14 protein-coding genes are annotated in these 20,289 nt (G+C 68.7%); 9 read left to right on the top strand and 5 right to left on the bottom strand.

The annotated features are described in order from the left end of the window. Nucleotides 1-186: 186 nt before the first annotated feature. Both cydB and V3W47_RS03500 read right to left on the bottom strand, forming a co-directional pair. Nucleotides 187-1,224, bottom strand: coding sequence for a cytochrome d ubiquinol oxidase subunit II (cydB, locus tag V3W47_RS03505; RefSeq protein ID WP_331823782.1), 1,038 nt, complete (start codon nucleotides 1,222-1,224; stop codon nucleotides 187-189). 118 nt (nucleotides 1,225-1,342) lie between these two features. Beyond that, nucleotides 1,343-2,773 carry a cytochrome ubiquinol oxidase subunit I gene (locus V3W47_RS03500; protein ID WP_331823781.1) on the bottom strand — a complete coding sequence of 477 codons (1,431 nt, stop codon included), beginning with the start codon at nucleotides 2,771-2,773 and terminating at the stop codon, nucleotides 1,343-1,345. A 259-nt stretch (nucleotides 2,774-3,032) separates the two neighbouring features. Here V3W47_RS03500 and V3W47_RS03495 point away from each other — a divergent pair, with 259 nt between their 5' ends. Continuing rightward, nucleotides 3,033-3,443 carry a DUF1622 domain-containing protein gene (locus V3W47_RS03495; protein WP_331823780.1) on the top strand — a complete coding sequence of 137 codons (411 nt, stop codon included), beginning with the start codon at nucleotides 3,033-3,035 and terminating at the stop codon, nucleotides 3,441-3,443. A gap of 173 nt (nucleotides 3,444-3,616) precedes the next feature. On the opposite strand, the gene V3W47_RS03490 is transcribed toward V3W47_RS03495, so the two are convergent. After that, entirely contained in the window at nucleotides 3,617-4,942 is a 1,326-nt protein-coding gene (locus V3W47_RS03490; RefSeq protein ID WP_331823779.1) for a sensor histidine kinase, read from the bottom strand. A 235-nt stretch (nucleotides 4,943-5,177) separates the two neighbouring features. Here V3W47_RS03490 and V3W47_RS03485 point away from each other — a divergent pair, with 235 nt between their 5' ends. Then, complete coding sequence (locus V3W47_RS03485) at nucleotides 5,178-6,206, top strand: chemotaxis protein CheB (RefSeq protein WP_331823778.1); 1,029 nt, start codon at nucleotides 5,178-5,180, stop codon at nucleotides 6,204-6,206. Nucleotides 6,207-6,382: 176 nt separating this feature from the next. On the opposite strand, the gene V3W47_RS03480 is transcribed toward V3W47_RS03485, so the two are convergent. Continuing rightward, on the bottom strand, nucleotides 6,383-9,415 hold the full coding sequence (locus V3W47_RS03480; RefSeq protein ID WP_331823777.1) for a CheR family methyltransferase: 3,033 nt from the start codon (nucleotides 9,413-9,415) through the stop codon (nucleotides 6,383-6,385). A 199-nt stretch (nucleotides 9,416-9,614) separates the two neighbouring features. Here V3W47_RS03480 and V3W47_RS03475 point away from each other — a divergent pair, with 199 nt between their 5' ends. Further along, the gene (locus V3W47_RS03475; protein ID WP_331823776.1) at nucleotides 9,615-10,646 is read left to right on the top strand and encodes a chemotaxis protein CheB; all 1,032 of its coding nucleotides are present in this window, start codon (nucleotides 9,615-9,617) and stop codon (nucleotides 10,644-10,646) included. A 105-nt stretch (nucleotides 10,647-10,751) separates the two neighbouring features. Next, entirely contained in the window at nucleotides 10,752-11,669 is a 918-nt protein-coding gene (locus V3W47_RS03470) for an aldo/keto reductase (RefSeq protein WP_331823775.1), read from the top strand. 142 nt (nucleotides 11,670-11,811) lie between these two features. On the opposite strand, the gene V3W47_RS03465 is transcribed toward V3W47_RS03470, so the two are convergent. After that, nucleotides 11,812-12,249 (bottom strand): response regulator, encoded by a 438-nt coding sequence (locus V3W47_RS03465; protein WP_331823774.1) that lies wholly within the window; start codon nucleotides 12,247-12,249, stop codon nucleotides 11,812-11,814. 522 nt (nucleotides 12,250-12,771) lie between these two features. Here V3W47_RS03465 and V3W47_RS03460 point away from each other — a divergent pair. The 5 genes from V3W47_RS03460 to V3W47_RS03440 all read left to right on the top strand — a co-directional run bounded on the left by V3W47_RS03460 (nucleotide 12,772) and on the right by V3W47_RS03440 (nucleotide 20,175). After that, nucleotides 12,772-13,995, top strand: coding sequence for an ROK family protein (locus V3W47_RS03460; RefSeq protein WP_331823773.1), 1,224 nt, complete (start codon nucleotides 12,772-12,774; stop codon nucleotides 13,993-13,995). A 95-nt stretch (nucleotides 13,996-14,090) separates the two neighbouring features. Beyond that, on the top strand, nucleotides 14,091-15,359 hold the full coding sequence (locus V3W47_RS03455) for an ABC transporter substrate-binding protein (protein ID WP_331823772.1): 1,269 nt from the start codon (nucleotides 14,091-14,093) through the stop codon (nucleotides 15,357-15,359). A gap of 75 nt (nucleotides 15,360-15,434) precedes the next feature. Further along, on the top strand, nucleotides 15,435-16,319 hold the full coding sequence (locus V3W47_RS03450; protein ID WP_331823771.1) for a carbohydrate ABC transporter permease: 885 nt from the start codon (nucleotides 15,435-15,437) through the stop codon (nucleotides 16,317-16,319). 21 nt (nucleotides 16,320-16,340) lie between these two features. Beyond that, complete coding sequence (locus tag V3W47_RS03445) at nucleotides 16,341-17,222, top strand: carbohydrate ABC transporter permease (protein WP_331823770.1); 882 nt, start codon at nucleotides 16,341-16,343, stop codon at nucleotides 17,220-17,222. A 94-nt stretch (nucleotides 17,223-17,316) separates the two neighbouring features. Next, a complete protein-coding gene (locus V3W47_RS03440) occupies nucleotides 17,317-20,175 on the top strand; it encodes a glycoside hydrolase family 78 protein (protein WP_331823769.1) in 2,859 nt (952 codons plus the stop codon). Nucleotides 20,176-20,289 lie beyond the last annotated feature (114 nt).

The following is a 20,289-nucleotide window of genomic DNA, read 5'->3' as shown; positions in this document are numbered from 1 at the left end:
CCTCCCAACCTCCCCCACAACGGGGGAGGGGTAATAAGCTCTAGCGACTTGCTTCGTAAATGGACGACTCCAGGTGTACGTCAGGCTTTTGCCTTTGCTCCTCCCCTTGAGGGGGGAGGCCGGGAGGGGGTGAGCGGGCCTGGCAACTCCAAAAAGCCGCATCTCAACTCGCCTCTGTCCCCACGCTCAGTCGTACCCCTTGTTCAGCCCGCCCTCGTCGGGGCGCACCCGCTCGCGGAAGACGTAGTAGTTCCAGATCTGGTAGCCGATGATGAGGGGCAGGAAGATGCCGCCCACCCACGTCATCAGCCGCAACGTGTAGGGCTGGCTCGCGCTCTCTCGCAGCCCCAGGTTGAAGGCCGCGTCCAGCGTGGAGGGCAGCACGATCTGCCGCGTGTAGAGCGCGATGAAGATGGTCACGATGGAAAAGACGATGGTCAGGCTGCTCATCAGGAAGGCGAACACGTCCCGCCTCGTCGTCAGCCCGAACCAGATGCTTCCCAGCGTCAGCCCGGCGGCGAGCGGAAAGAGCCACGGCCCCACCCCGAAGGAATTGAACAGCCCCTCGGTGACGTAGCCCATCACCACGAAGGCAAGGATGGCGACCGTGGCGAGCGCCCCCCAGAACAGCGCGGCGGCGCGGGCACGGGTGTACAGCACCGTGTCCGTGTGCAGCCGCAGCAGCAGGAAGTTCGCCCCGTGCAGCATGAACAGCAGCAGCGTGGCGAGGCCCCCCACCACCGAGAACGGCGTGAACACGTCCAGGAAGCCGCCCACCACCCGCTCCTCGGCGTTCACGGGCAGCCCCTCGATCAGCTTCGCCATCGTCAGCCCCCAGAAGAAGGAGGGAAGCAGGCTCCCCAGAAACGACATCCAATCCCAGAAGGCCCGCCAGCGCGGCTGGTCTACCTGATTGCGGTACTCGAACGACACGCCCCGCATCAGCAGCGAGAGCAGGATGATGACGAAGACGGGGTACAGCCCGGAAAACAGCGTCCCGTACCACACCGGGAAGGTCGAGAACATCACGCCCGCCGCCGCGATGGCCCACACCTCGTTGCCGTCCCAGAAGGGGCCGATGGTGCCCACGAGCGCCCGCTCCTCGGCCTCGGTCTTCGCCAGGAAGGGCCGCAGGATGTCCACCCCGAAGTCGAAGCCCTCCAGAAAGAAGTACAGGGTGAAGGTCAGCGCGATCAGCCAGAACCAGAGGGTGATGAGGTCCATGTCGGTGTTGAGCCTCCTTGAGTGCTTTGGGGTAAGCTCTCAGCTTTCAGCTTTCAGCTCTTAGCAGGAGCCAGGAGAGGAAAGCTGACGGCTGATGGCTGACGGCTGACCGCTTCCCTCAATTCCTCCGGTCGTACTCCTGAAATCCCTCGCCCGCGTAGTTCGGGGCGGGCGCGGCGACCATCTGCGCTTCCGGCTTGTGGTGGACGCCCGCGCGGGCCGTCACCGTGAGGAGGTAGATGTCCAGGCCGATCAGGGCGAGGTAGACGACCCACAGCCCGACGAGGCCGACGAAGACCTCGCCGAAGGAGTTGGCGCTCACGCCCTGGCTGGTCGTCAGCAGGCCGTAGACCATGAAGGGCTGGCGGCCCATCTCGGTCGTGATCCAGCCGCAGAAGTTGGCGATCCACGGCATCGGGATGGTGAGGAGCAGGAGGCGCAGATACCAGCGGGTGTCATTCAGGCCCCCGCGTTTGCGCCACCACAAGTACACGCCCCCGAACGCGGCGAGGAGCAGAATGACGCCCAGCCCGACCATGATGCGGAAGTTCCAGTACACCCACGTCACGGGCGGAATGTAGTTGCCGGGGCCGTACTGCTCCTCGTACTGCTCCTGAAGGGGAATCATGCCCTCGTAGTTGCCCACGGGTCGGTTGTAGGCGAGCAGCGAGCCGAGGTACGGAATCTCCACGTTGAAGTCGTTGCGCCGCTCGGATTCGTTGATGATGGCGACGGCGGACCACGGCGCGGGCGAGGTGGAGGTCTCCCACTGCGCCTCCATCGCCGCGAACTTCATGGGCTGGTCGTAGCGCGCGACCTGCGCGGCCCGGTGCCCGCTCGTGGCCGAGAAGACGGTCCCGATGGCCCCGAACACCAGCCCGATCCGCAGCGAGCGCGAGAAGACCTCCACATCCTGCCTCCTGAGCAGGTGGTACGCGCTGATCCCCAGCACGAGGAAGGCCGCCACCGTCCACGCCGACCCCTGCACGTGGAGGAAGTACAGCCACGCCTTGTAATTGAACACGACCGCCGAGAAGTCGGTCAGAAACGCCTGATCGCCCACCACCTCGTACCCGACCGGGCGGTGCATCCAGCCGTTCGCCAGCACGATCCAGAAGGCGCTGATCTGCGTGCCGATGGCGACGAGCCAGATGCTCGCCAGCCGGACGACCGGGCGCAGACGGTCTTTGCCGAACCACCACAGGGCGATGAAGGTGCTCTCCAGAAAAAAGGCCATCAGTACCTCCAGCGCGAGCGGCACGCCGAAGATGTTGCCCACGAACTTGGAGTACTGGCTCCAGTTCATGCCGAACTGAAACTCCTGCACGATGCCCGTCACCACGCCGACCGCGAAGTTGATCAGGAACAGGTGCCCGAAGAAGTTCGTCATGTTGCTGTAGATGTGGGCCTTGTCCTTGCGGAAGTAGGCGATGCCCTCCATCACCGCGATCAGGAAGGCCAGCCCCACCGTCAGCGACACGAAGAAGAAGTGAAAGATGCTGGTGGACGCGAACTGGAAGCGCGAGAGGCCGAGAACGTCGAAATCCATGTCCACCTCGGGGCGGCGTGGGGGGAGGCGTGGCGGGGCGGACGGTGCTCCGGGACGGCGGGCGTGAGGTCAGGTCTCCGCTGGGGCGCACCGTAACAGGAGCCGCGCGCCCGCTCTGTCTCTCTGCCGCCCGTCTTGGGGCCGTTTTTGTAAGCCCGGTCACGCCCACACGCGGTCGCGGCGTTAAGACCGGGTGACGCCCCGAACGTTCAAGACGCGCCCCTCCCGTGCCACGCTGACCTCACCTGGGGGTCCATCCGTGGAAGAACTGAGCAAGGAGTTCACGTCCTACCTGTCGGTGGGGGTGGAGACTGCCGCCGCCCTGATCATCGCCTTCGCCGTCGTGCAGGCCGCGTGGCGCGTGCTGCGGATGCTGCTCGCCCGCCCCGCCGAACCCGACGAGGCGAAGGAGGGGGTGCGCCTGCGCCTCGCCCGCTGGCTGGCCGTCGCGCTGGAGTTCGAGCTGGCCGCCGACATCCTGCGAACCGCCATCGCCCCGACCTGGGACGAGATCGGCAAGCTGGCCGCCATCGCCGCCCTGCGAACGCTCCTGAACTACTTCCTGCAAAAGGAGATCGAGCAGAACGCGCAAAAGCAGCGGGCGGTGAGCGGGGCCAGTCCGCTGGAGGGGCGGGCGGCACCGGGGACGGCGGGAGCGGGGGAGGGGTAGGGGAGTGGGCAGGAACGGTGGCCGGGTGGCTCAGCCCGTTCACCCCCTCCCGGCCTCCCCCCTCAAGGGGGAGGAGCTGAAAAGCTCAGGCGTCTTTTGCTCCCTCTCCCCTCGTGGGAGAGGGCCGGGGTGAGGGGACGACGCGACGGCTCAGACCCCAACTCCCACCCTCCTCAGTCCAGCACCGGCGGCTGCTTGGGCAGGGCCAGCCAGAAGGTCGCGCCCTCGCCCACCCTGCCGTCGGCCCAGACGCGCCCGCCCACCCGCGCGACGAGGCGGCGCACGACTGCGAGGCCGACGCCTGCGCCGGGGAAGTCGCGCTCGCTGTGGACCTTCTTGAAGACCTCGAAGAGCTTGTCGCGGTAGCGCATGTTGAAGCCCAGGCCGTTGTCGCGCACGCCCAGGATGTATTCGGGCGGCGTGTCCTGAACCGTGACGTGAATCTGGGGCCGCTCAGAGGCGCGTGTGGCCTTCAGGGCGTTGTCGAGCACGTGCAGGAAGATGAGCTGCATGGTCGTGCCGTCGCTGGAGACGGTGGGAAGGGCATCGTGGGTGAGCGCCACCTCCCGGCCCTCCATCCGGGGCAGGAGTTCCTTGCGAACCTCCTTCAGGACCCGCCCGAGGTCCACCTGGGTCAGGCGCATCCGGCTGTTGCTCGCGCGGGACACGTCGATCAGGGCACCCACGAGCGTGTTCATGCGTGCCGCCGAACTCAGGATGGCGCTCAGGTGCCGCCGGCCCGCCTCCGAGACCGGGGGGTCCTCCTGCTGAAGCAGCGTGGCGAAGCTCGTGATGTGCCGCAGCGGCGAGAGCAGGTCCTGGGCGATGGACTGGGCGAAGCGCTCGAACTCCCCGCCGAGTTCGCGCAGCCGGGCGGTGCGTTCCTCCACCCGCTCCTCCAGCGTCTGATTCAGGCGCATCACGGCGTCCTGCGCCCGCCGCTGCGCCGTGATGTCCATCAGGGCCATGCGGCACAGAGGCCCGTGCTGGTCCCCGGTGTCGGCGACCACGCACTCGATCTGCACGTGGCACGTCTCGCCGCCCGCGCGCTCCAGCGTCAGCTCGGCCACCCGTTTGTCCGGCAACTCGAACACGCGCCGGAGCAGCAGGCTGAAGTGACTGCGGCTCTCCTGGGCCACGAAGAGGGGAAAGCGGCGGCTGACGAACAGTTCGCGCCGCACCCCCAGCATGGCGCACACCGTCAGGTTGGCCTCCTGCACGATGCCCTGGCGGTCGAGCGTCAGGTAGCCCACCGGGGCCAGCTCGAACAGGTCCGTGTAGCGGGCACGCAGTTCCTCCAGCTCCTCGTTGGCGCGGCGCAACTCCTCGTTTTGCAGTTGCAGCTCGATCTGGTGGACCTGAAGCTCGTGTCGCTGAGTCTGAAGCTCGCGCAGCAGCGTGTGGAGGTCGTCGGGGGGCGGGACCGGGGGTGTCTGGCCGTGCAGGTGGGCCTCCGCGTGATCGCGTAGAGTCTCCTGCGGCTTGTCCACTTTCGTCACGTACTCCCCCCTCCAACGGCCTCCTGCCGACGGTCCCCACTCAGAGTTAACCCAGGAATAACACCACTCTAACCCAGACTTTGTGATGAAGCTCATCAGGTGCGCGTCAGACAGTAAAAATGGCCCCAAACATCCGGGTGGGCGGGGGGCTGAATCACAACACAGCGCCGCAGGCGGGTCCACCGTTTCCCCGGCGGCGCGGGGGGCGGAACGGACGAGGCAGAATGGGGGTGTCATGACCTCCCCTCCCATCGTCGTCATCGGTGCCTCCGCCGGGGGCATCGAGGCCCTGCGTGACCTCGCCGCCGGGTTGCCGCCCGAGTATCCGGGGACGCTCTGCGTCGTGCTGCACATGCACGCCGAGACGCCCAGCGCCCTGCCGCACATCCTGAGCCGCGCCGGGCCATTGCCCGCCCGCCACCCGGAGGACGGCGAGGAGCTGCGCGGCGGGACGATCTACGTGGCCCCGCCCGACCACCACCTCCTCGTGGACGGCCACCGGGCGGGCGTGAAGCGGGGGCCGAAGGAGAACCGCTTCCGTCCCTCGGTGGACGCGCTCTTCCGCTCGGCGGCGTACACCCGCGCGCCGGGGGTGATCGGCGTGGTGCTCTCCGGGATGCTGGACGACGGCACCTCCGGGCTGTGGACGATCAAGCGCCGGGGCGGGGTGGCGGTCGTGCAAGACCCAGGTGACGCGGCCTTCGACCCGATGCCCCGGCACGCGCTGGAGCAGGTGAACGTGGATCACCAACTGCGGGCGCAGGACATGGGACCATTGCTCGCGCGGCTGGTGCAGGGGGGCGTGCCCGGCGCGGGGAGGGAGGACAGGATGGACGAGCACGAACTCGAACGGCTGATGCTGGAGGTCGGCATGTCGGCGCTGGGGCCGGACTCCCCCACGAGCGTGCAGCGGCTGGGGCCGTACTCGCCCTTCACCTGCCCGGAGTGTCACGGGGCGATGGTGCAGTTCCGGGAGGGCGGCGTCACCCGCTTTCGCTGCCACACCGGCCACGCCTACACCGCCCCCTCTCTGCTCGCCGAACTCTCCGAGGCCATCGAGGACAAGCTCTACCAGACCCTGCGCGCGATGGAGGAGGGCATCCTGCTGCTGGGCGAACTCGGACGGCAGGCCGGGGACCTGAGCGGCCCCCAGGTCACGGCCCTGCTGGAGCGGGCGCGCGAGGTGCAGCGGCGCGCGGACGTGATCCAGGGCCTCGCGCTGGGGCGGCGAACCCTCGCCCCGGACGAGCCGCTGCCGAGGTGAGAGGCGGCTCCCAGTCCCGGCGCTCACCGGGCATTCCGCGAGCATGGGTGCCGGGAGCGCGGGGGGTCGGAGGTCGAGGGTCGAGGGTCGAAGGCGAAAGGCAGGGGGCGCATACGCTTGGCCTCCTGCCTCCCGCCTCCCGCCTCCTGCCTTCCGCCTTCCGCCCTCCCCGACGTTCACTCCCCCGGTGGCGACGACACGTCCCCGGTGAGGTCCTCGCCCTCGTGGGCGGCGCGGCGCAGCAGCTCGGTCACGTCCTCCAGCTTGAGCAGGAAGAGGACGCTCTGGCCGTCCACGTCGCGCAGGGGCGCGGCCTCGGTCTTCATCTTGCGCTGGCCCCCGTAGGGCAGGTTCACGTTCACCACGAAGGCCGTCATGGGTTCCTCGGTGGCGATCACGTCGCGCAAGCGGGCCAGAAGGTCGGGCAGGTCGAGGGCGAAGTGGTTGATCTCGCTCAGGAACTCCCCGTTCACCCCGGCGGGGGTAGTGTGCAGCAGGGCGTGGAGGGCGCGGTTGGCCGTCACCACCCGCAGGCGCGAGTCGAGGATCAGCACGGGGTCTTGCGTCGCGTCCAGCGCGGCCTCGGCGACGGCGGACGATTCGCGGACCCGGCGTTCGAGGGTCTTGATCGTGTCGATGCTCGTGAAGGCCAGAACCACCCCGTCGATGAAGTTGTCCGAGGTGCGGTAGGGGCTGACCCGCATCAGGTACCACGCGCCGTCCAGGGTCTGCACCTGAGTCTCGAAGGTCTCCAGCGTCTCCACCACCCGCCCGATGTCCGCCGTCAGGTTGTCGTAGCGCAGGTTCACGCTGATGTCGGTGATGGGCCGCCCCACGTCCACCGGCATCAGGTTGATCACGCGGGTGATGCGCGGGGTAAACCGCTTGATCCGCAGGTCGTTGCTCAGGAACACCGTGGCGATCCCGGCGCTCTCCAGCAGGTTCTTCATGTCGTCGTTCGCCTGCGCGAGGTCGGTGATGACCCGCTGGTGCTCGGCGTTGATCGTGATGAGTTCCTCGTTGAGCGACTGCAACTCCTCCTTCGAGGTCGTCAGCTCCTCGTTGCTGCTCTGCAACTCCTCGTTGGTGGTCTGGAGTTCCTCGTTGCTGCTCTTGGTCTCCTCCATCGACACCGCCATCTCCTCGATGGTGGCCTGGAGCGACTCCTCGGTGTACTGCAACTCGTGTTCCAGGGTGAGCACCCGGTCGCGCTTCTCGGGGGGCGTCACCGCCTCGGCGGCGGCGGGGCGGTCCTGGAAGACGATCATCATCAGCCCGTGGTACGGCCCGTGCAGGGGCCACACGGTCACGTCCACCATGTGCATCACGCCCCCGACCTCCAGCGCCGAACTCGTGCGGACCGCCTCGCGGCGCACCCAGGCCTGCCGGACGGCGGCGGGCAACTCGTAGCGCAGGCCGTCGCGCGCCATCTCGAACAGGTTCGTCATCGTCCTGCCGCTGGGAAGTTCGAGGTAGCGCGCGGTGCGCCCGTTGACGAACAGAATCTCGCCCGACTCGTTCACCACGACGGCGGGCGGGGCGTACTCGGCGAGCAGGAGGCTCTGGGCCTGCCCCGTCACGTCCACCGCCCGGCCAGGCCGCCGAAGCGCCCCCCCGCCGCCCTCCGCCGGGGCCAGCGCCGGGAAGGTGCCCCCGCCCCGGACCGGCAGCGGCCCGGCGGGACCCTCGCCTCGCCGGAAGATTTTCCAGCGGGGATGGAGCGCCGTGAAGCGTTCGCGCTCCGGCCCCACCGTCTCGCTCGCCCCCAGGAAGAGCAGGCCCCCCGGCCTGAGCGCGTAGTGGAACAGCGCCATGACCTGCCGTTGCAGCTCCGGCCCCAGGTAGATCAGGAGGTTGCGGCAGCACAGCAGGTCGAGCCGGGTAAAGGGCGGGTCCCCGAAGGTGTTGTGGGTGGCGAACACGAGCAGGTCGCGCACCTCGGCCCTCACCTGATAGCCCTCCTCGCGCGGGGTGAAGTAGCGCCGCAGCCGCTCGGGCGAGACCACGTAGGCGATCTCGCGCGGGTACAGCCCCAGCCGCGCCCGCTCGACGGCCTCCCGGTCGATGTCGGTGGCGAAAATCTGCACCTTGAGGGTGCGTTCCTCGCGCACCTCCTCCAGCAGCTCGTGCAGCACGATGGCGACCGAGTACGCCTCCTCGCCCGTCGAGCAGCCCGCCACCCACACCCGGAAGGTGTCGAGTTCGCCCTTGAACGTCAGGATGTACTCGCGCAGCCGGGCCTGGAGTTCCCCGAACGCCTCCTCGTCGCGGAAAAAGCTCGTCACGTTGATCGTGAAGTCCGCGAAGAGGGCCTCGACCTCCGCCGGGTTCTCCTGAAGGAAGCGGGCGTACTGCGCCACGTCGCTGATCAGGTGGCCCTTCATGCGGCGGTCGATGCGCCGCACGAGGGTGCTGCGCTTGTAGCCGCTGAAGTCGTGCCCCACCCGCGCCCGCACGAGCCGCAGAATCTTCTGGAGGGGCGCGTTGTCGCCCGCCCCCGTCCCCTCCGCCGGGTCCCCCTGGGGGGCGCGCGTCACGAGGGTATGCAGCCGGGGGGCGAGGTCCTCGGCGGGCAACACCTCGTTCGCCAGCCCGGTCGCGGCGGCGCTCTGCGGCATCGCCGGGTACTGGGCACCCTCGGGGTCCTGCACGAACACCAGCCCGCCCGCCTCGCGGATCGCCTGCACCCCGCGCGTGCCGTCGCTCCCCGTCCCCGAGAGCACCACGCCCACCGCCCGCGTGCCCTGGTCGGCGGCCAGCGACGCGAAGAAGGTGTCGATGGTCCGGCCCTGCGCCGCCTCCAGGTCGTCGAGCAGCAGCGTGCCGTGCCGCAGGGTCAGGCTGCGGCCCGGCGGGATCACGTACACGTGGTCGGGCCGCAGCTCCGTGCCGTCCTCGACCTGCACGACCGGCATGGGGGTGCAGCGCCGCAGGATGTCCGTCATCAGCCCCCGGTGTTCCGGATCGAGGTGCGGCACGATCACGTAGGCCATCCCGCCCCCCGGCGGCAGCCCCAGGAAGAAGCGTTCGTACCCGTCGAGCGCCCCCGCCGACCCGCCGATGCCCACCACGGCGCGGGGCCGGGCCGGGGCCGGGGCGACGACCTCCCCCGCGACCTCCCCCGCGTCGGGGCCGGGCGGCGGGGCCTCCGGGAGGTCCGGGAGGAGGTCGGCGGGGTGGGAGGGGGCATCGAGGTGTTCTTCGGACATGACGTGGGTCTCCGCAGGGAGGGGCGCAGGGGCGGGCTTCGGCGGCAGTCTTCGGGGGCAGTCTAGCGCCCGGCGGGTGAGGGGCCGCGCCTGCCCCTCCTCATCAGCGCCTCCCTACCAGCTCCGCCTTCACCATGCCTTGAGGCCGCCGCCCGTCGCGGTTGTGACGCATGGCCCGGAGGCGTAGCGTCGGTGGACCGTGACCCACGCCCCGATCTCGTCGCTCCCGCCCGTGGTGGTCATCGGGGGGTCTGCCGGGGCGCTTCCGGCCCTGCTGGGGATCGTGGAGCGGCTGCGGGGCGACCTTCCGGCCACGTTGCTCGTGGTGGTCCACATCCCGCCCGACCAGCCCAGCGTCCTGCCGGACCTCCTGGGCCGGGCCGGGCCGCTGCCCGCCACCCACGCCCGCGACGGCGAGGTGCCGCAGCCGGGCCGCATCTACGTGGCCCCCCCCGACCACCACCTCCTCCTGGGCGAGGGCGGCCTGCGCCTGACCCGTGGCCCGCGCGAGAACCGGTCGCGCCCGAGCATCGACGTGCTGTTCCGCTCGGCGGCGTACCACCGGGGGCCGGGGGTGGCCGGGGTGCTGCTCTCGGGGATGCAGGACGACGGTGCCTCGGGCCTGTGGAGCATCAAGCATCTGGGCGGCGCGGCCATCGTCCAGCACCCGGAGGAGGCCGAGTACCCCGAGATGCCCCTGAGCGCCGCGCGTCAGGTCGAGGTGGACGACATCCTCCCCGCCCGCGAGATCGGCCCCCGCCTGAATGCCTGGGCGGTCGCCCCGCGACCCGACGAGGGTGAGGGAAGGACGACCATGAACGCCGACGACCTGCGGAGAATAGAGCTGGAGGTGGGCATCGCCTCGGAGGACAATGCCTTCGAGTCGGGCATCCTCAACCAGGGGCCGCTCTCCCCCTTCACCTGCCCGGAGTGCCACGGGGTCCTCGTCCAGCTCCGCGAGGGCGGCACCACCCGCTACCGCTGCCACACCGGCCACGCCTACACGGCGGCCACCCTGCTCTCGGAGGTCCGGCACTCCATCGAAACGTCGCTGTGGCAGGCCGTCCGGGCGCTCGACGAGGACGTGATGCTCCTCGAACACCTCGGCAGGCACTTCGAGGCCGCCGACCAGCCCGACGAGGCCCGGTCCCTGCGCGCCGAGACCGCCGAGGCGAGGGAGCGTGCCCGGATGCTGCGGGGCGTCACCCTGCGGACGCGGACGGCTGGCTGAGCACACGCCCCCGCAGGCCGCCCCAGGCCTCGGCCCGGCCTCCCGGAAGACTCTCGGTAGGCGGTGTTCACCCCCGGCGGTGGAGAGTGGTGGAGAATGGCTGCCGTGAGAACAATCAAGCTCGGAACCAGTGACCTCGACGTGCCGGTGATCGCGGTTGGGTGTATGCGAATCAATTCCCTCGACCGCGCCGGGGCGGAACGTTTCGTGCAATCGGCGATGGGCGAGGGCGCGACCTTCTTCGATCACGCCGACATCTACGGCGGGGGAACGTGCGAGGAGATATTCGCCGACGCCATCGGCATGAGTCCCCGCGTGCGTGAGGGGATCATCCTGCAATCGAAGTGCGGCATCCGGCAGGGCATGTTCGACTTCTCGCGCGAACACATCCTGGCCTCCGTGGACGGCATCCTGCGGCGGCTGAGGACCGACTACCTCGACATCCTGCTGCTGCACCGCCCCGACGCCCTCGTGGAGCCGGAGGAGGTGGCGGCGGCCTTCGACGAACTGCACAGCTCCGGCAGGGTCCGCCACTTCGGCGTCTCCAACCAGCACCCCCGGCAGATCGACCTGCTGAGGAAGTACGTCCGCCAGCCCCTCGTCGCCAACCAGCTCCAGCTCAGCATCACGAACGCCACGATGATCACGGGCGGCCTCAACGTGAACATGGAGAACGACGCCGCCGTGAACCGTGACGGTGGCGTCCTCGACTACTGCCGCCTGCACGACATCACGGTCCAGCCGTGGTCGCCCTTCCAGTACGGCTTCTTCGAGGGCGTCTTCCTCGACAACCCGAAGTTCCCCGAACTCAACGCGCAGATCGACGAGGTGGCGGCAAATCACGGCGTGAGCAACACGACCATCGCCATGGCGTGGCTGCTGCGCCACCCGGCGCGGATGCAGCCCGTCACGGGGACCATGAATGTGGAACGTCTCAAGGACTGCTGCCGGGCGAGCGAGGTCCACCTCTCGCGGGAGGAGTGGTACGCCATCTACCGTGCGGCGGGCAACGTCCTGCCTTGAGGCGGAGCGCAACCGTACCGTCATGCCGAGCGCCAGCAAAGCGGCACCAGTCCGGGTCAGGGTGACGAGCCGGATGAACTCACCCTGAGCGGCGGGTCGCGCCGTCCACACGTGAGGCTCCCGTTTTCGCCTGCGCTCAGGTTCAGGGCTGACGGTCGGGGGGCAGGGCCGCCGTGCCGAACCAGAAGGCCCCGAAGGAGCGGATGACCTCCACGAACTCGCCGAGGGCCACGGGCTTGGGGATATAGGCGTTGGCGTGCAGGTGGTAGCTGCGCCAGATGTCCTGTTCGGCGCGCGAGGTCGTCAGGACGATGACGGGGATGTGGCGCAGTTCGTCGTGGACCTTGAGGACATCGAGCAGTTCCAGCCCACCCATGCGCGGCATGTTCAGGTCGAGCAGGATCACGTCCGGGTGCGGGGCACCCAGGTGTTCGCCCTCCCGCCGCAGGAACGCCAGCGCCTCCACCCCGTCGCGGGCGAGGTGCAGCGTGTGGGGAAACTCCGCCTCGCTGAACGCCTCCTCCGTGAGCAGGATGTCGGCGGCGTTGTCCTCCACGAGCAGAATCTGAATGGACCTCATGGCCGCGCACCTTCCCCCGTGTGGTGGGCGGCTGGAAGACGGGACCTCATGGACAACGATTCTACCCCCCACCTGTCACAGAACCCGGACAGGTCCCACTCTTTATGACTTCCTCGGAGAGTGGGGGTGTGATGTTCGGGTGAGTGGACGGTAGGGCTGGGACCGGGAAGGCGGCCAGCGGCCAGCGGCCAGCTTCCAGCGGAACGGGTCTGCGAGGAACCACGTGGGCGGCAAAGGGCGCAGGGGAAGCGTTGCCTCCTCACCCGCCCAGTCTCGCGCGCAGGGCAGAAAGGGCAGAAGACCCGAATGAGCCGCCCGACTGGGAACACCAGGGAGTCTCAGGAGCGCGCCCGTAAAGCCAGGGTTCTCCGCTCCCACCCGCGCCCCGACGCCAGCGCCCCACCTCACCCACAACCTCACATCAAGCCCACCGATTCTCACTTCTCGGTGTTGACTTCAGCTGATCTTAAGGTTACACTCCGGTTACTTCACAACGTAAACGAACCAACAGGGGGTGAGAGCGTGAGTTCAGGTAAGGGGGACCCAAGCGTGCTGCGGGCGCTCAATCGCCGGAATGTGCTCAACCATATCCGCCGCCTGGGGCCGACCAGCCGCACGCAACTCGCCGACCTCACGGGCCTGAGCGGGGCGTCCATCTCGGGCGTGACCGCCGAACTCATCGCCGACCGATTGCTCGTGGAGCGGAGCGTGGGCGCGGCGGGGGCGAGCGGAGGGAGACGCCCGATCTACCTCGACATCGATTACGGGGCGCACGCCGCCGCCGGGATGAAGCTCAGCGAGGAGCGCGGCGAGATCGAGGCCGTGCTGACCGACCTCTCGACGCGGGTGCTCGCCCACCGCACGGAGGCCCTGAGCGGCACCACGCCGGGCGAGGTCGCCGTGCAGGTCGGGCGGCTGTGCAAGACCCTCGCGCGTCAGGCGGGGGTGGGGCCGGGGCGCGTGATCGGCGTCGGCATCGGCCTCTCGGGCGTGATCGACGCGGCGAGCGGCACCGCCGTCCGCGGCGTGAAGTTGGGGTGGGAGAACGTGCCCCTCGCCCGCCTCGTGACCGGGCAGACCGGGCTGCCGACCTGGGTGGACAACGATGTGAACGCCTTCGCCGCCGCCGAGCGGCTGTTCGGGCACGGCAAGCACGCCCGCCACTTCCTCGTCGTCGCGGTGGGGTACGGGGTGGGCGGGGCCTTCGTCCTGAACGGCGAGGTCTACCGGGGCCGTGAGGGCGGCGCGGGCGAGTTCGGGCACAACGTCGCCGTGCCGGGGGGGAGGCCCTGCGGCTGCGGTCGCCGGGGCTGCCTGGGCACCTACACCGACGAGCGGGCCGTCCTCCGGGACTTTACCGGGCGTCACCCCGAACACGCGGGCCTGGGTCGCCGGGACCTCGCGGCCCTCGCGGACGGCGGACACGCGGGCGCGCGGGAGGTGCTGGGCACGGCGGGCCGATTGCTCGGTACCCACCTCTCCTACCTCGTCAATGCCCTGAATCCCGAACTCGTCGTCATCGGCGGCGAGGGGGCCGAGTTCGGCGAGAGCTACTTCGGCCCCCTGCGCGAAACGTTGCACGCCCATACCTTCGACGGACTCGCCGACCACCTCCCCGTCGTCGTCGTGCCGTGGGAGGAGGGCCACTTCACCCCCTGGGTGCGCGGTGCCGCCAGTCTCGCCGTGGCGAGCGCCTTCGAGACCGGGGCGATTGCAAAGGGGGAAGCCGTGAGTCCTGCTCCGTGAGGTGTGAGTCGCCAGTCGCCAGTCATCAGCCCCGCCTCATCCCTCACCACTCAACTCTCATCACTTCTCGCCTTCCCCTCCCCCCAGGAGTCCCCATGAACAAGCCCGCACGTTTCGCCTCCCTCTCCGCCCTTCTCGTGCTCGGCGTCGTCGTGTCCACCGCTGGGGCGCAGGGCAACAAGAACATCACGTACCTCACGCCCCAGACGCAGACCGAGGGGTACACGGCGACCCTCCTCCAGCTCTCGCAGGCGTACACGCGGGCCAATCCCGGCGTGAGGGTGCAGTACCAGAACGCGCCCCAGACGGACCTCTCGCAGAAGCTCCAGCTTCTCGCGGCGAGCGGCAGCCTCCCGACGCTGTTCTCCATCGACCAGCCCAGCCTGCTGCAACAGCTCAACGCGAGGGGACAGGTCGTGGACCTGGAGCAGACCTTCAAGCAACTCGGCATCTACAACAAGCTCAACCCGGTCGCCGTGCAGCTCAACAAGAAGGTGGCGGGCGGCAAGCTCGTTTCGCTGCCGCTGGAGCTGAACATCGAGGGTTTCTGGTACAACAAGCAGCTCTTCGCGCAAAACGGCCTCAAGGAGCCGAGAACCTGGGACGACCTGGTAAAGGCCGCCGACGCCTTCCAGAAAAAGGGCATCCAGCCCTTCGCCGCCTCCGGGGAGCAGAAGTGGCCGCTGACCCGATTGATCGGCGGCTATGTGGCCCGCAAGTACGGCCCCGACGTGATGGACCGGGTGAAGGCCGGGACTTTGAAGGTGACGGACGCGGGCTTCGTGGAGGCCGTGACCGCCGTGCAGGACCTCGGCAAGAAGGGCTACTTCGGGCGGGGCGTGACCACCGTGGACTACCAGACGGCGGTGGACACCTTCCTCCAGGGCAAGGCGGCGATGTTCTACATGGGAAGCTGGGTCCTCGCCAACTTCAACGACAGGGCGCAGAACAAGATCGGCGCGCAGAACATCGGCTTCTTCAACTTCCCGACCGTGAAGGGGGGCAAGGGCACCCTGGCCGACTGGTCGGTGAACACGGGGCTGGGCGTGGCGGTCAATGCCAAGCAGTACGACGCCGCGCTCGGCAACTGGATGAAGTCCGTCTTCTCCAACTACGGCGACCGCGCGCTCGCCGAGCAGGGCCGCATCACCGGCTTCAAGGTGACGAAGACGCCCGCCAACGTCCCCGCCCTGACGAGGCTCGTGCAGCAGCGGCTGGACACGGCCAAGAACGGCTACCTGTGGTTCGAGGGGTACTTCAGCCCGAAGGCGACCTCCGTGGCGACCGACAACGTGCAGCCCCTCGTGACGGGCGACCTCAGCCCGCAGGACTACCTCCAGCAGTTGCAGTCCGCGCTGCGCTGAGGCCCCGGCCCGGCTGGTCCTTGTGGTGGGGGCCAGCCGCCCCTCCCCACCGGGGGAGGCACCCAGGAGAAGGCAATGGAAAGAACGCTCCGTGACTGGCGGGCGGTGCTCGTCTTCGTCGGCCCGGCCCTGCTGCTGTACGCGCTGGTGGTCCTCGTCCCGATTCTCTGGTCGCTGGGCTACACCGTGTACGAAGGCTCGCCCATCGCCGGATTCAAGTTCGTCGGCGTAAGCAACTATCTGCGGCTGTTGGAGGACCCGACCTTCTGGAAGGCGCTGTGGTTCGGCACCAAATACGCGCTGTTCGTCTCCGCCGGGCAGGTGATCTTCGGCCTCGCGCTGGCGCTGCTGTACGCCTTCTATCTCAAGAAGTCGTCGGTGCTCGTCCGCACGCTGGTGTTCCTGCCCGTCGTGCTGCCCACCGTCGCCGTCGCGCAGATGTTCGTCAAGCTCTTCGCCATCGCCCCGCAGTACGGCCTGGTGAATAGCCTGCTGAGCGCGGTCGGCTTGGAGAGTGCGGTGCAGGCGTGGCTGGGGCAGGGGTCGAGCGCCTTCTGGATCATCGGCGTCATGGACATCTGGAAGGCGATGGGCTTCTACGCGATCCTGCTCTTCACCGGACTTGTCGATATTCCAGAGGAGACCATCGAGGCCGCCCGGCTCGACGGGGCGCAGGGCTGGACGCTCGCCCGCTTCGTGGTGCTGCCGCTGCTCGCGCCCATCACCGTCGCGTCCCTGATCTTCAGCCTCAACGGGACGCTGAAGGTCTTCGACTCCATCCTGGCGCTGACGAACGGCGGACCGGGCACGGCCACCACGCCCCTGACGCTGTACATGTACAAGACCTCGTTCACCTATGGCGAGTACGGCTACGGCAGCACCATCGCGCTCACCCTCGCCCTCCAGTGCCTGCTCGTCACGCTGCTGATCTTCTGGCGGGCACGCCGGAGCGGGACCTGACCCCAGAGAGGAAGTGACTCCATGCAACGTTCCGCCTCTCTCTCCGTTCCGAACAAGACGCCGCCGGTCAACCGTTGGGCGTGGCTCTCGCGGCTCCCGATGACCCTGCTCGTGCTGCTCGTCGTCTTCATCGCGGTGTACCCGGTGGTGTGGATTTTCCTGTCGTCTCTCAAGGGGGCCGACGAGTTCACGGCCAATCCCATGTGGGCGCTGCCGCAGGCCCTCCACTGGGAGAACTATGCCCGCGCCTGGACGGAAGGCAACATGAGCCGCTACTTCATCAACAGCGTGCTGTCGGTCATCCCGTCGCTGGTCCTCGTCATCGTCCTCGGCACGATGGCCGCCTTCGGCATCGAGATTATGCGCTGGCGGCTGCGGAACGTCGCGTCCCTGCTCTTCCTCGCCGGGATCATGGTGCCCATCCAGATCGTGATCCTGCCGCTGTTCACCATCTACTTCAACGTCCACCTGCTCGACACCCGGCTCGCGCTGATCATCACGTACACGGCGTTCGGGCTGCCGCTGGTGGTGTTCTTCCTCGTGGGGTACTTCAAGTCCTTCGCCCGCGAGATCATCGAGGCGGCCATCGTGGACGGGGCGAACATCTATCAGGTGTTCTACAAGATCGCGCTGCCGATGGTTTCCAACGCCATCGTGACCGTCGCGCTCGTGCAGTTTTTCTTCATGTGGAACGACCTGCTCGTCTCGCTGACCTTCACGAGCAACCCGGAGCTTCGCACCGTGCAGTCGGGGCTGCTGGCCTTCACCGGGCAGTACGGGCAGCGCGAGTGGGGGCCGACCTTCGCCTCGATCGCCCTCGCCGTCGCGCCGACCGTTCTCGTGTACCTGCTGCTCAACCAGATGGTCATGAAGGGCATGGCCGCCGGGGCCGTCAAGGGCTGAGCGCCGCCGTATCCCCTCCACGGGGGCGTCTGTGCGAGTTCGGGACGGCCCCCTCCCTCTTCCCCAGAGGCACTTTCACGCAAAGGAACCACGCATGACCGTTTCAGAACCCACCCCGACAGACACCACCGCCCACCTCCCTACCATCTCTGATTTGCGCTTCGAGCATCACCGCGAGACGTTGGGCATCGGCGAGACCGCGCCCCGGCTGTCGTGGATCACCGGGACCGCCGCGCTGGGATGGCGTCAGGCCGCGTACGAGATCGAGCGTTCGGGGCAAGGCGGGGAAGGGGGGGAGACGACGGGCCGCGTCGCGTCCGCCGAGTCGGTGCTGGTGCCCTGGCCCTTCGCGCCGCTGACCTCGCGGGAGCGCGCGATGGTGCGTGTGCGGGTCTGGGGTGAGGACGGCAGCGCTTCGGAGTGGAGCGAACCCGCCACCGCCGAGGTTGGCCTGCTCACGCTGGAGGACTGGACCGCCCGTTTTGTCGCCCCCATTCGTGACGAGGACCTCTCCAAACCCCAGCCCGCCCCCCTGCTACGCCGGGAGTTCGACGTTAAGGCGGGCATGGTGCGGGCGCGGCTGTACGTCACGGCCCAGGGTGTGTACGAGGCCGGACTCAACGGGGAGCGGGTGGGCGATCACGTCCTCGCGCCCGGCTGGACGAGTTACGACCACCGCCTGCGGTATCAGACCTTCGACGTGACGGGATTGCTGCGCGAGGGCCGGAATGCCATCGGTGCAACTCTGGGGGACGGCTGGTTCCGGGGCAAGCTCGGCTTCGGTGGTGGAAGACGCAACCTCTACGGCACCCAGCTTGCCCTCCTCGCCCAACTGGAGATCGGGTACGCGGACGGGACGACGGAACGGGTGGTCACGGACGAGTCCTGGCGTTCCTCGACGGGTCCGATCCTCGGCAGCGACATCTACGACGGCGAAACGTACGACGCGCGGCTGGAACGGGAAGGTTGGTCGTCACCCGGATACGACGACGGGGAGTGGAGCGGGGTCAAAGCTGTTGAGCGGGACTTCGATACGCTCGTCGCCCCCCTCGGCCCGCCCGTGCGCCGTATTCAGACCGTCGCGCCCGTCTCCATCTTCCCGTCCCCGTCCGGCAAGACGCTCGTGGACTTCGGGCAGAACCTCGTGGGCTGGGTACGGTTGACCGTGCGGGGTGAGGCCGGACAGACCGTCACCCTGCGCCACGCCGAAGTTCTCGAACATGGCGAGCTGGGCACCCGTCCCCTCCGTCACGCGGCGGCGACCGACCGCTACACGCTGAGGGGTGGGGGAGAGGAGACGTGGGAGCCGCGCTTCACCTTCCATGGCTTCCGCTACGCCGAGGTCGAGGGGTGGCCGGGCGAGCTGAAACCGGAAGACCTCGTGGCCGTCGTCCTCCACTCGGACATGGAGCGCACGGGCACCTTCGAGTGCTCCGATCCCCTGCTCAACCAGCTCCACCAGAACGTCGTGTGGGGAATGCGCGGCAACTTCCTCGACCTGCCCACCGACTGCCCGCAGCGCGACGAGCGGCTGGGGTGGACGGGGGACATTCAGGTCTTCGCGCCCACGGCGTCCTTCCTCTACGACGTGTCCGGCTTCCTGTCCTCCTGGCTCGCCGACCTCGCCGCCGAGCAGACGGCAGACGGCGTGGTGCCCTTCGTGGTGCCGAACACGCAGGGCGAGATGGCGCTGACGCCGATGACCGCATGGGGTGACGCCGCCGTGATCGTGCCGTGGGTGCTGTATCAGCGGTTCGGGGACACCGGGATTCTGGAGCGGCAGTTCGGGAGCATGAAGGGATGGTTGGACCACCTGGGCCGCCTGACCGGAGAGCGGCGGCTGTGGGACAAGGGCTTCCAGTTCGGCGACTGGCTCGACCCGAGTGCGCCACCTGAGCGACCCGGCGCGGCCAAGACGCAGCCTGGCGTGGTCGCCACGGCCTACTTCGCCCGCTCTGCCGAACTCGTGGGGAAGGTGGCCGGGGTGCTGGGTCGGGCCGAGGATGAGGCGAAGTACCTCTCGCTCGCCGCCGAGGTCAGGAACGCCTTCCAGCGGGAGTACGTCACCCCCAACGGTCGGGTGATCAGCGACGCGACGACCGCCTACGCGCTGGCCCTGCAATTCGGCCTGCTGCCCACCGAGGAACAGAGACGACATGCCGGGGAGCGGCTGGCCGCCCTCGCCCGCGACAGCCGCTACCGCGTCAGCACGGGGTTCGTGGGCACGCCCCTGATCTGCGACGCGCTATGCAGTGTGGGGGCGTATGACGCGGCCTACCGCCTCCTCACCGAGCGCGAGTGCCCCTCGTGGCTCTACCCCGTGACGATGGGCGCGACGACGATCTGGGAACGCTGGGACTCCATGCTCCCCGACGGCTCGATCAATCCCGGCGAGATGACCTCCTTCAACCACTACGCCCTCGGTGCGGTGGCGGACTGGATGCACCGCACGGTCGCGGGATTGGCTCCCGCTGAGCCGGGATACAGGCGGCTCGACATCCGCCCCGTCCCCGGTGGTGGCCTCACCCACGCCCGCGCCCGGCACCGCACGCCCTACGGCTGGGCCGAGTCGGGGTGGCGAATTGAGGATGAGCAGTTCACGTTGGAAGTCACGGTCCCGGCGAACACGACCGCACGTGTGAGCCTGCCCGGCGGCGGGGAGACGCACGAGGTCGGCTCGGGGCCGCACCGCTGGTCGGTCCCGCTTCCGGCACAGGCACCCAGACCCCCGCTCACGCTCGACAGCACGATGAACGAGCTGGTGGACGACCCGGAGGCCTACCGCCTCTTCATGCGCCTCGTGCGCGACCACGCCCCCGACGTGGCCGACCACATGGCGACCGGGCCGGGCGGGGCGGGCGACCGACCCATCCGGCGCGGCCTGTTCATGATGCCGCGCGTGGACGAGTTCCTGCCGAGGCTGGAGGCGGCGCTGGCGGACCTGCGGGGGTAAGGGGAGCTGGGGGTGGGAGGTCGCCAGTCGCCAGAAGGGGAGTCGGCCTGGCCCCGTCCTGGGAGATGTTCTTCCGGGAGGCGGCGGAAAGCACAGGGCCGACGACGGGTGCCG

This window comes from Deinococcus sp. YIM 134068 (assembly GCF_036543075.1).
Lineage (GTDB): Bacteria > Deinococcota > Deinococci > Deinococcales > Deinococcaceae > Deinococcus > Deinococcus lichenicola.
This window is presented reverse-complemented; position numbering and strand designations above follow the sequence as displayed.

What these genes read in the sequence shown, in the direction of transcription:
- cydB (WP_331823782.1), bottom strand. Translation starts at nt 1,224, where the DNA reads ATGGACCTCATCACCCTCTGGTTCTGGCTGATCGCGCTGACCTTCACC.
- V3W47_RS03500 (WP_331823781.1), bottom strand. Translation starts at nt 2,773, where the DNA reads ATGGATTTCGACGTTCTCGGCCTCTCGCGCTTCCAGTTCGCGTCCACC.
- V3W47_RS03485 (WP_331823778.1), top strand. Translation starts at nt 5,178, where the DNA reads ATGACCTCCCCTCCCATCGTCGTCATCGGTGCCTCCGCCGGGGGCATC.
- V3W47_RS03480 (WP_331823777.1), bottom strand. Translation starts at nt 9,415, where the DNA reads ATGTCCGAAGAACACCTCGATGCCCCCTCCCACCCCGCCGACCTCCTC.
- V3W47_RS03465 (WP_331823774.1), bottom strand. Translation starts at nt 12,249, where the DNA reads ATGAGGTCCATTCAGATTCTGCTCGTGGAGGACAACGCCGCCGACATC.
- V3W47_RS03455 (WP_331823772.1), top strand. Translation starts at nt 14,091, where the DNA reads ATGAACAAGCCCGCACGTTTCGCCTCCCTCTCCGCCCTTCTCGTGCTC.
- V3W47_RS03450 (WP_331823771.1), top strand. Translation starts at nt 15,435, where the DNA reads ATGGAAAGAACGCTCCGTGACTGGCGGGCGGTGCTCGTCTTCGTCGGC.
- V3W47_RS03445 (WP_331823770.1), top strand. Translation starts at nt 16,341, where the DNA reads ATGCAACGTTCCGCCTCTCTCTCCGTTCCGAACAAGACGCCGCCGGTC.
- V3W47_RS03440 (WP_331823769.1), top strand. Translation starts at nt 17,317, where the DNA reads ATGACCGTTTCAGAACCCACCCCGACAGACACCACCGCCCACCTCCCT.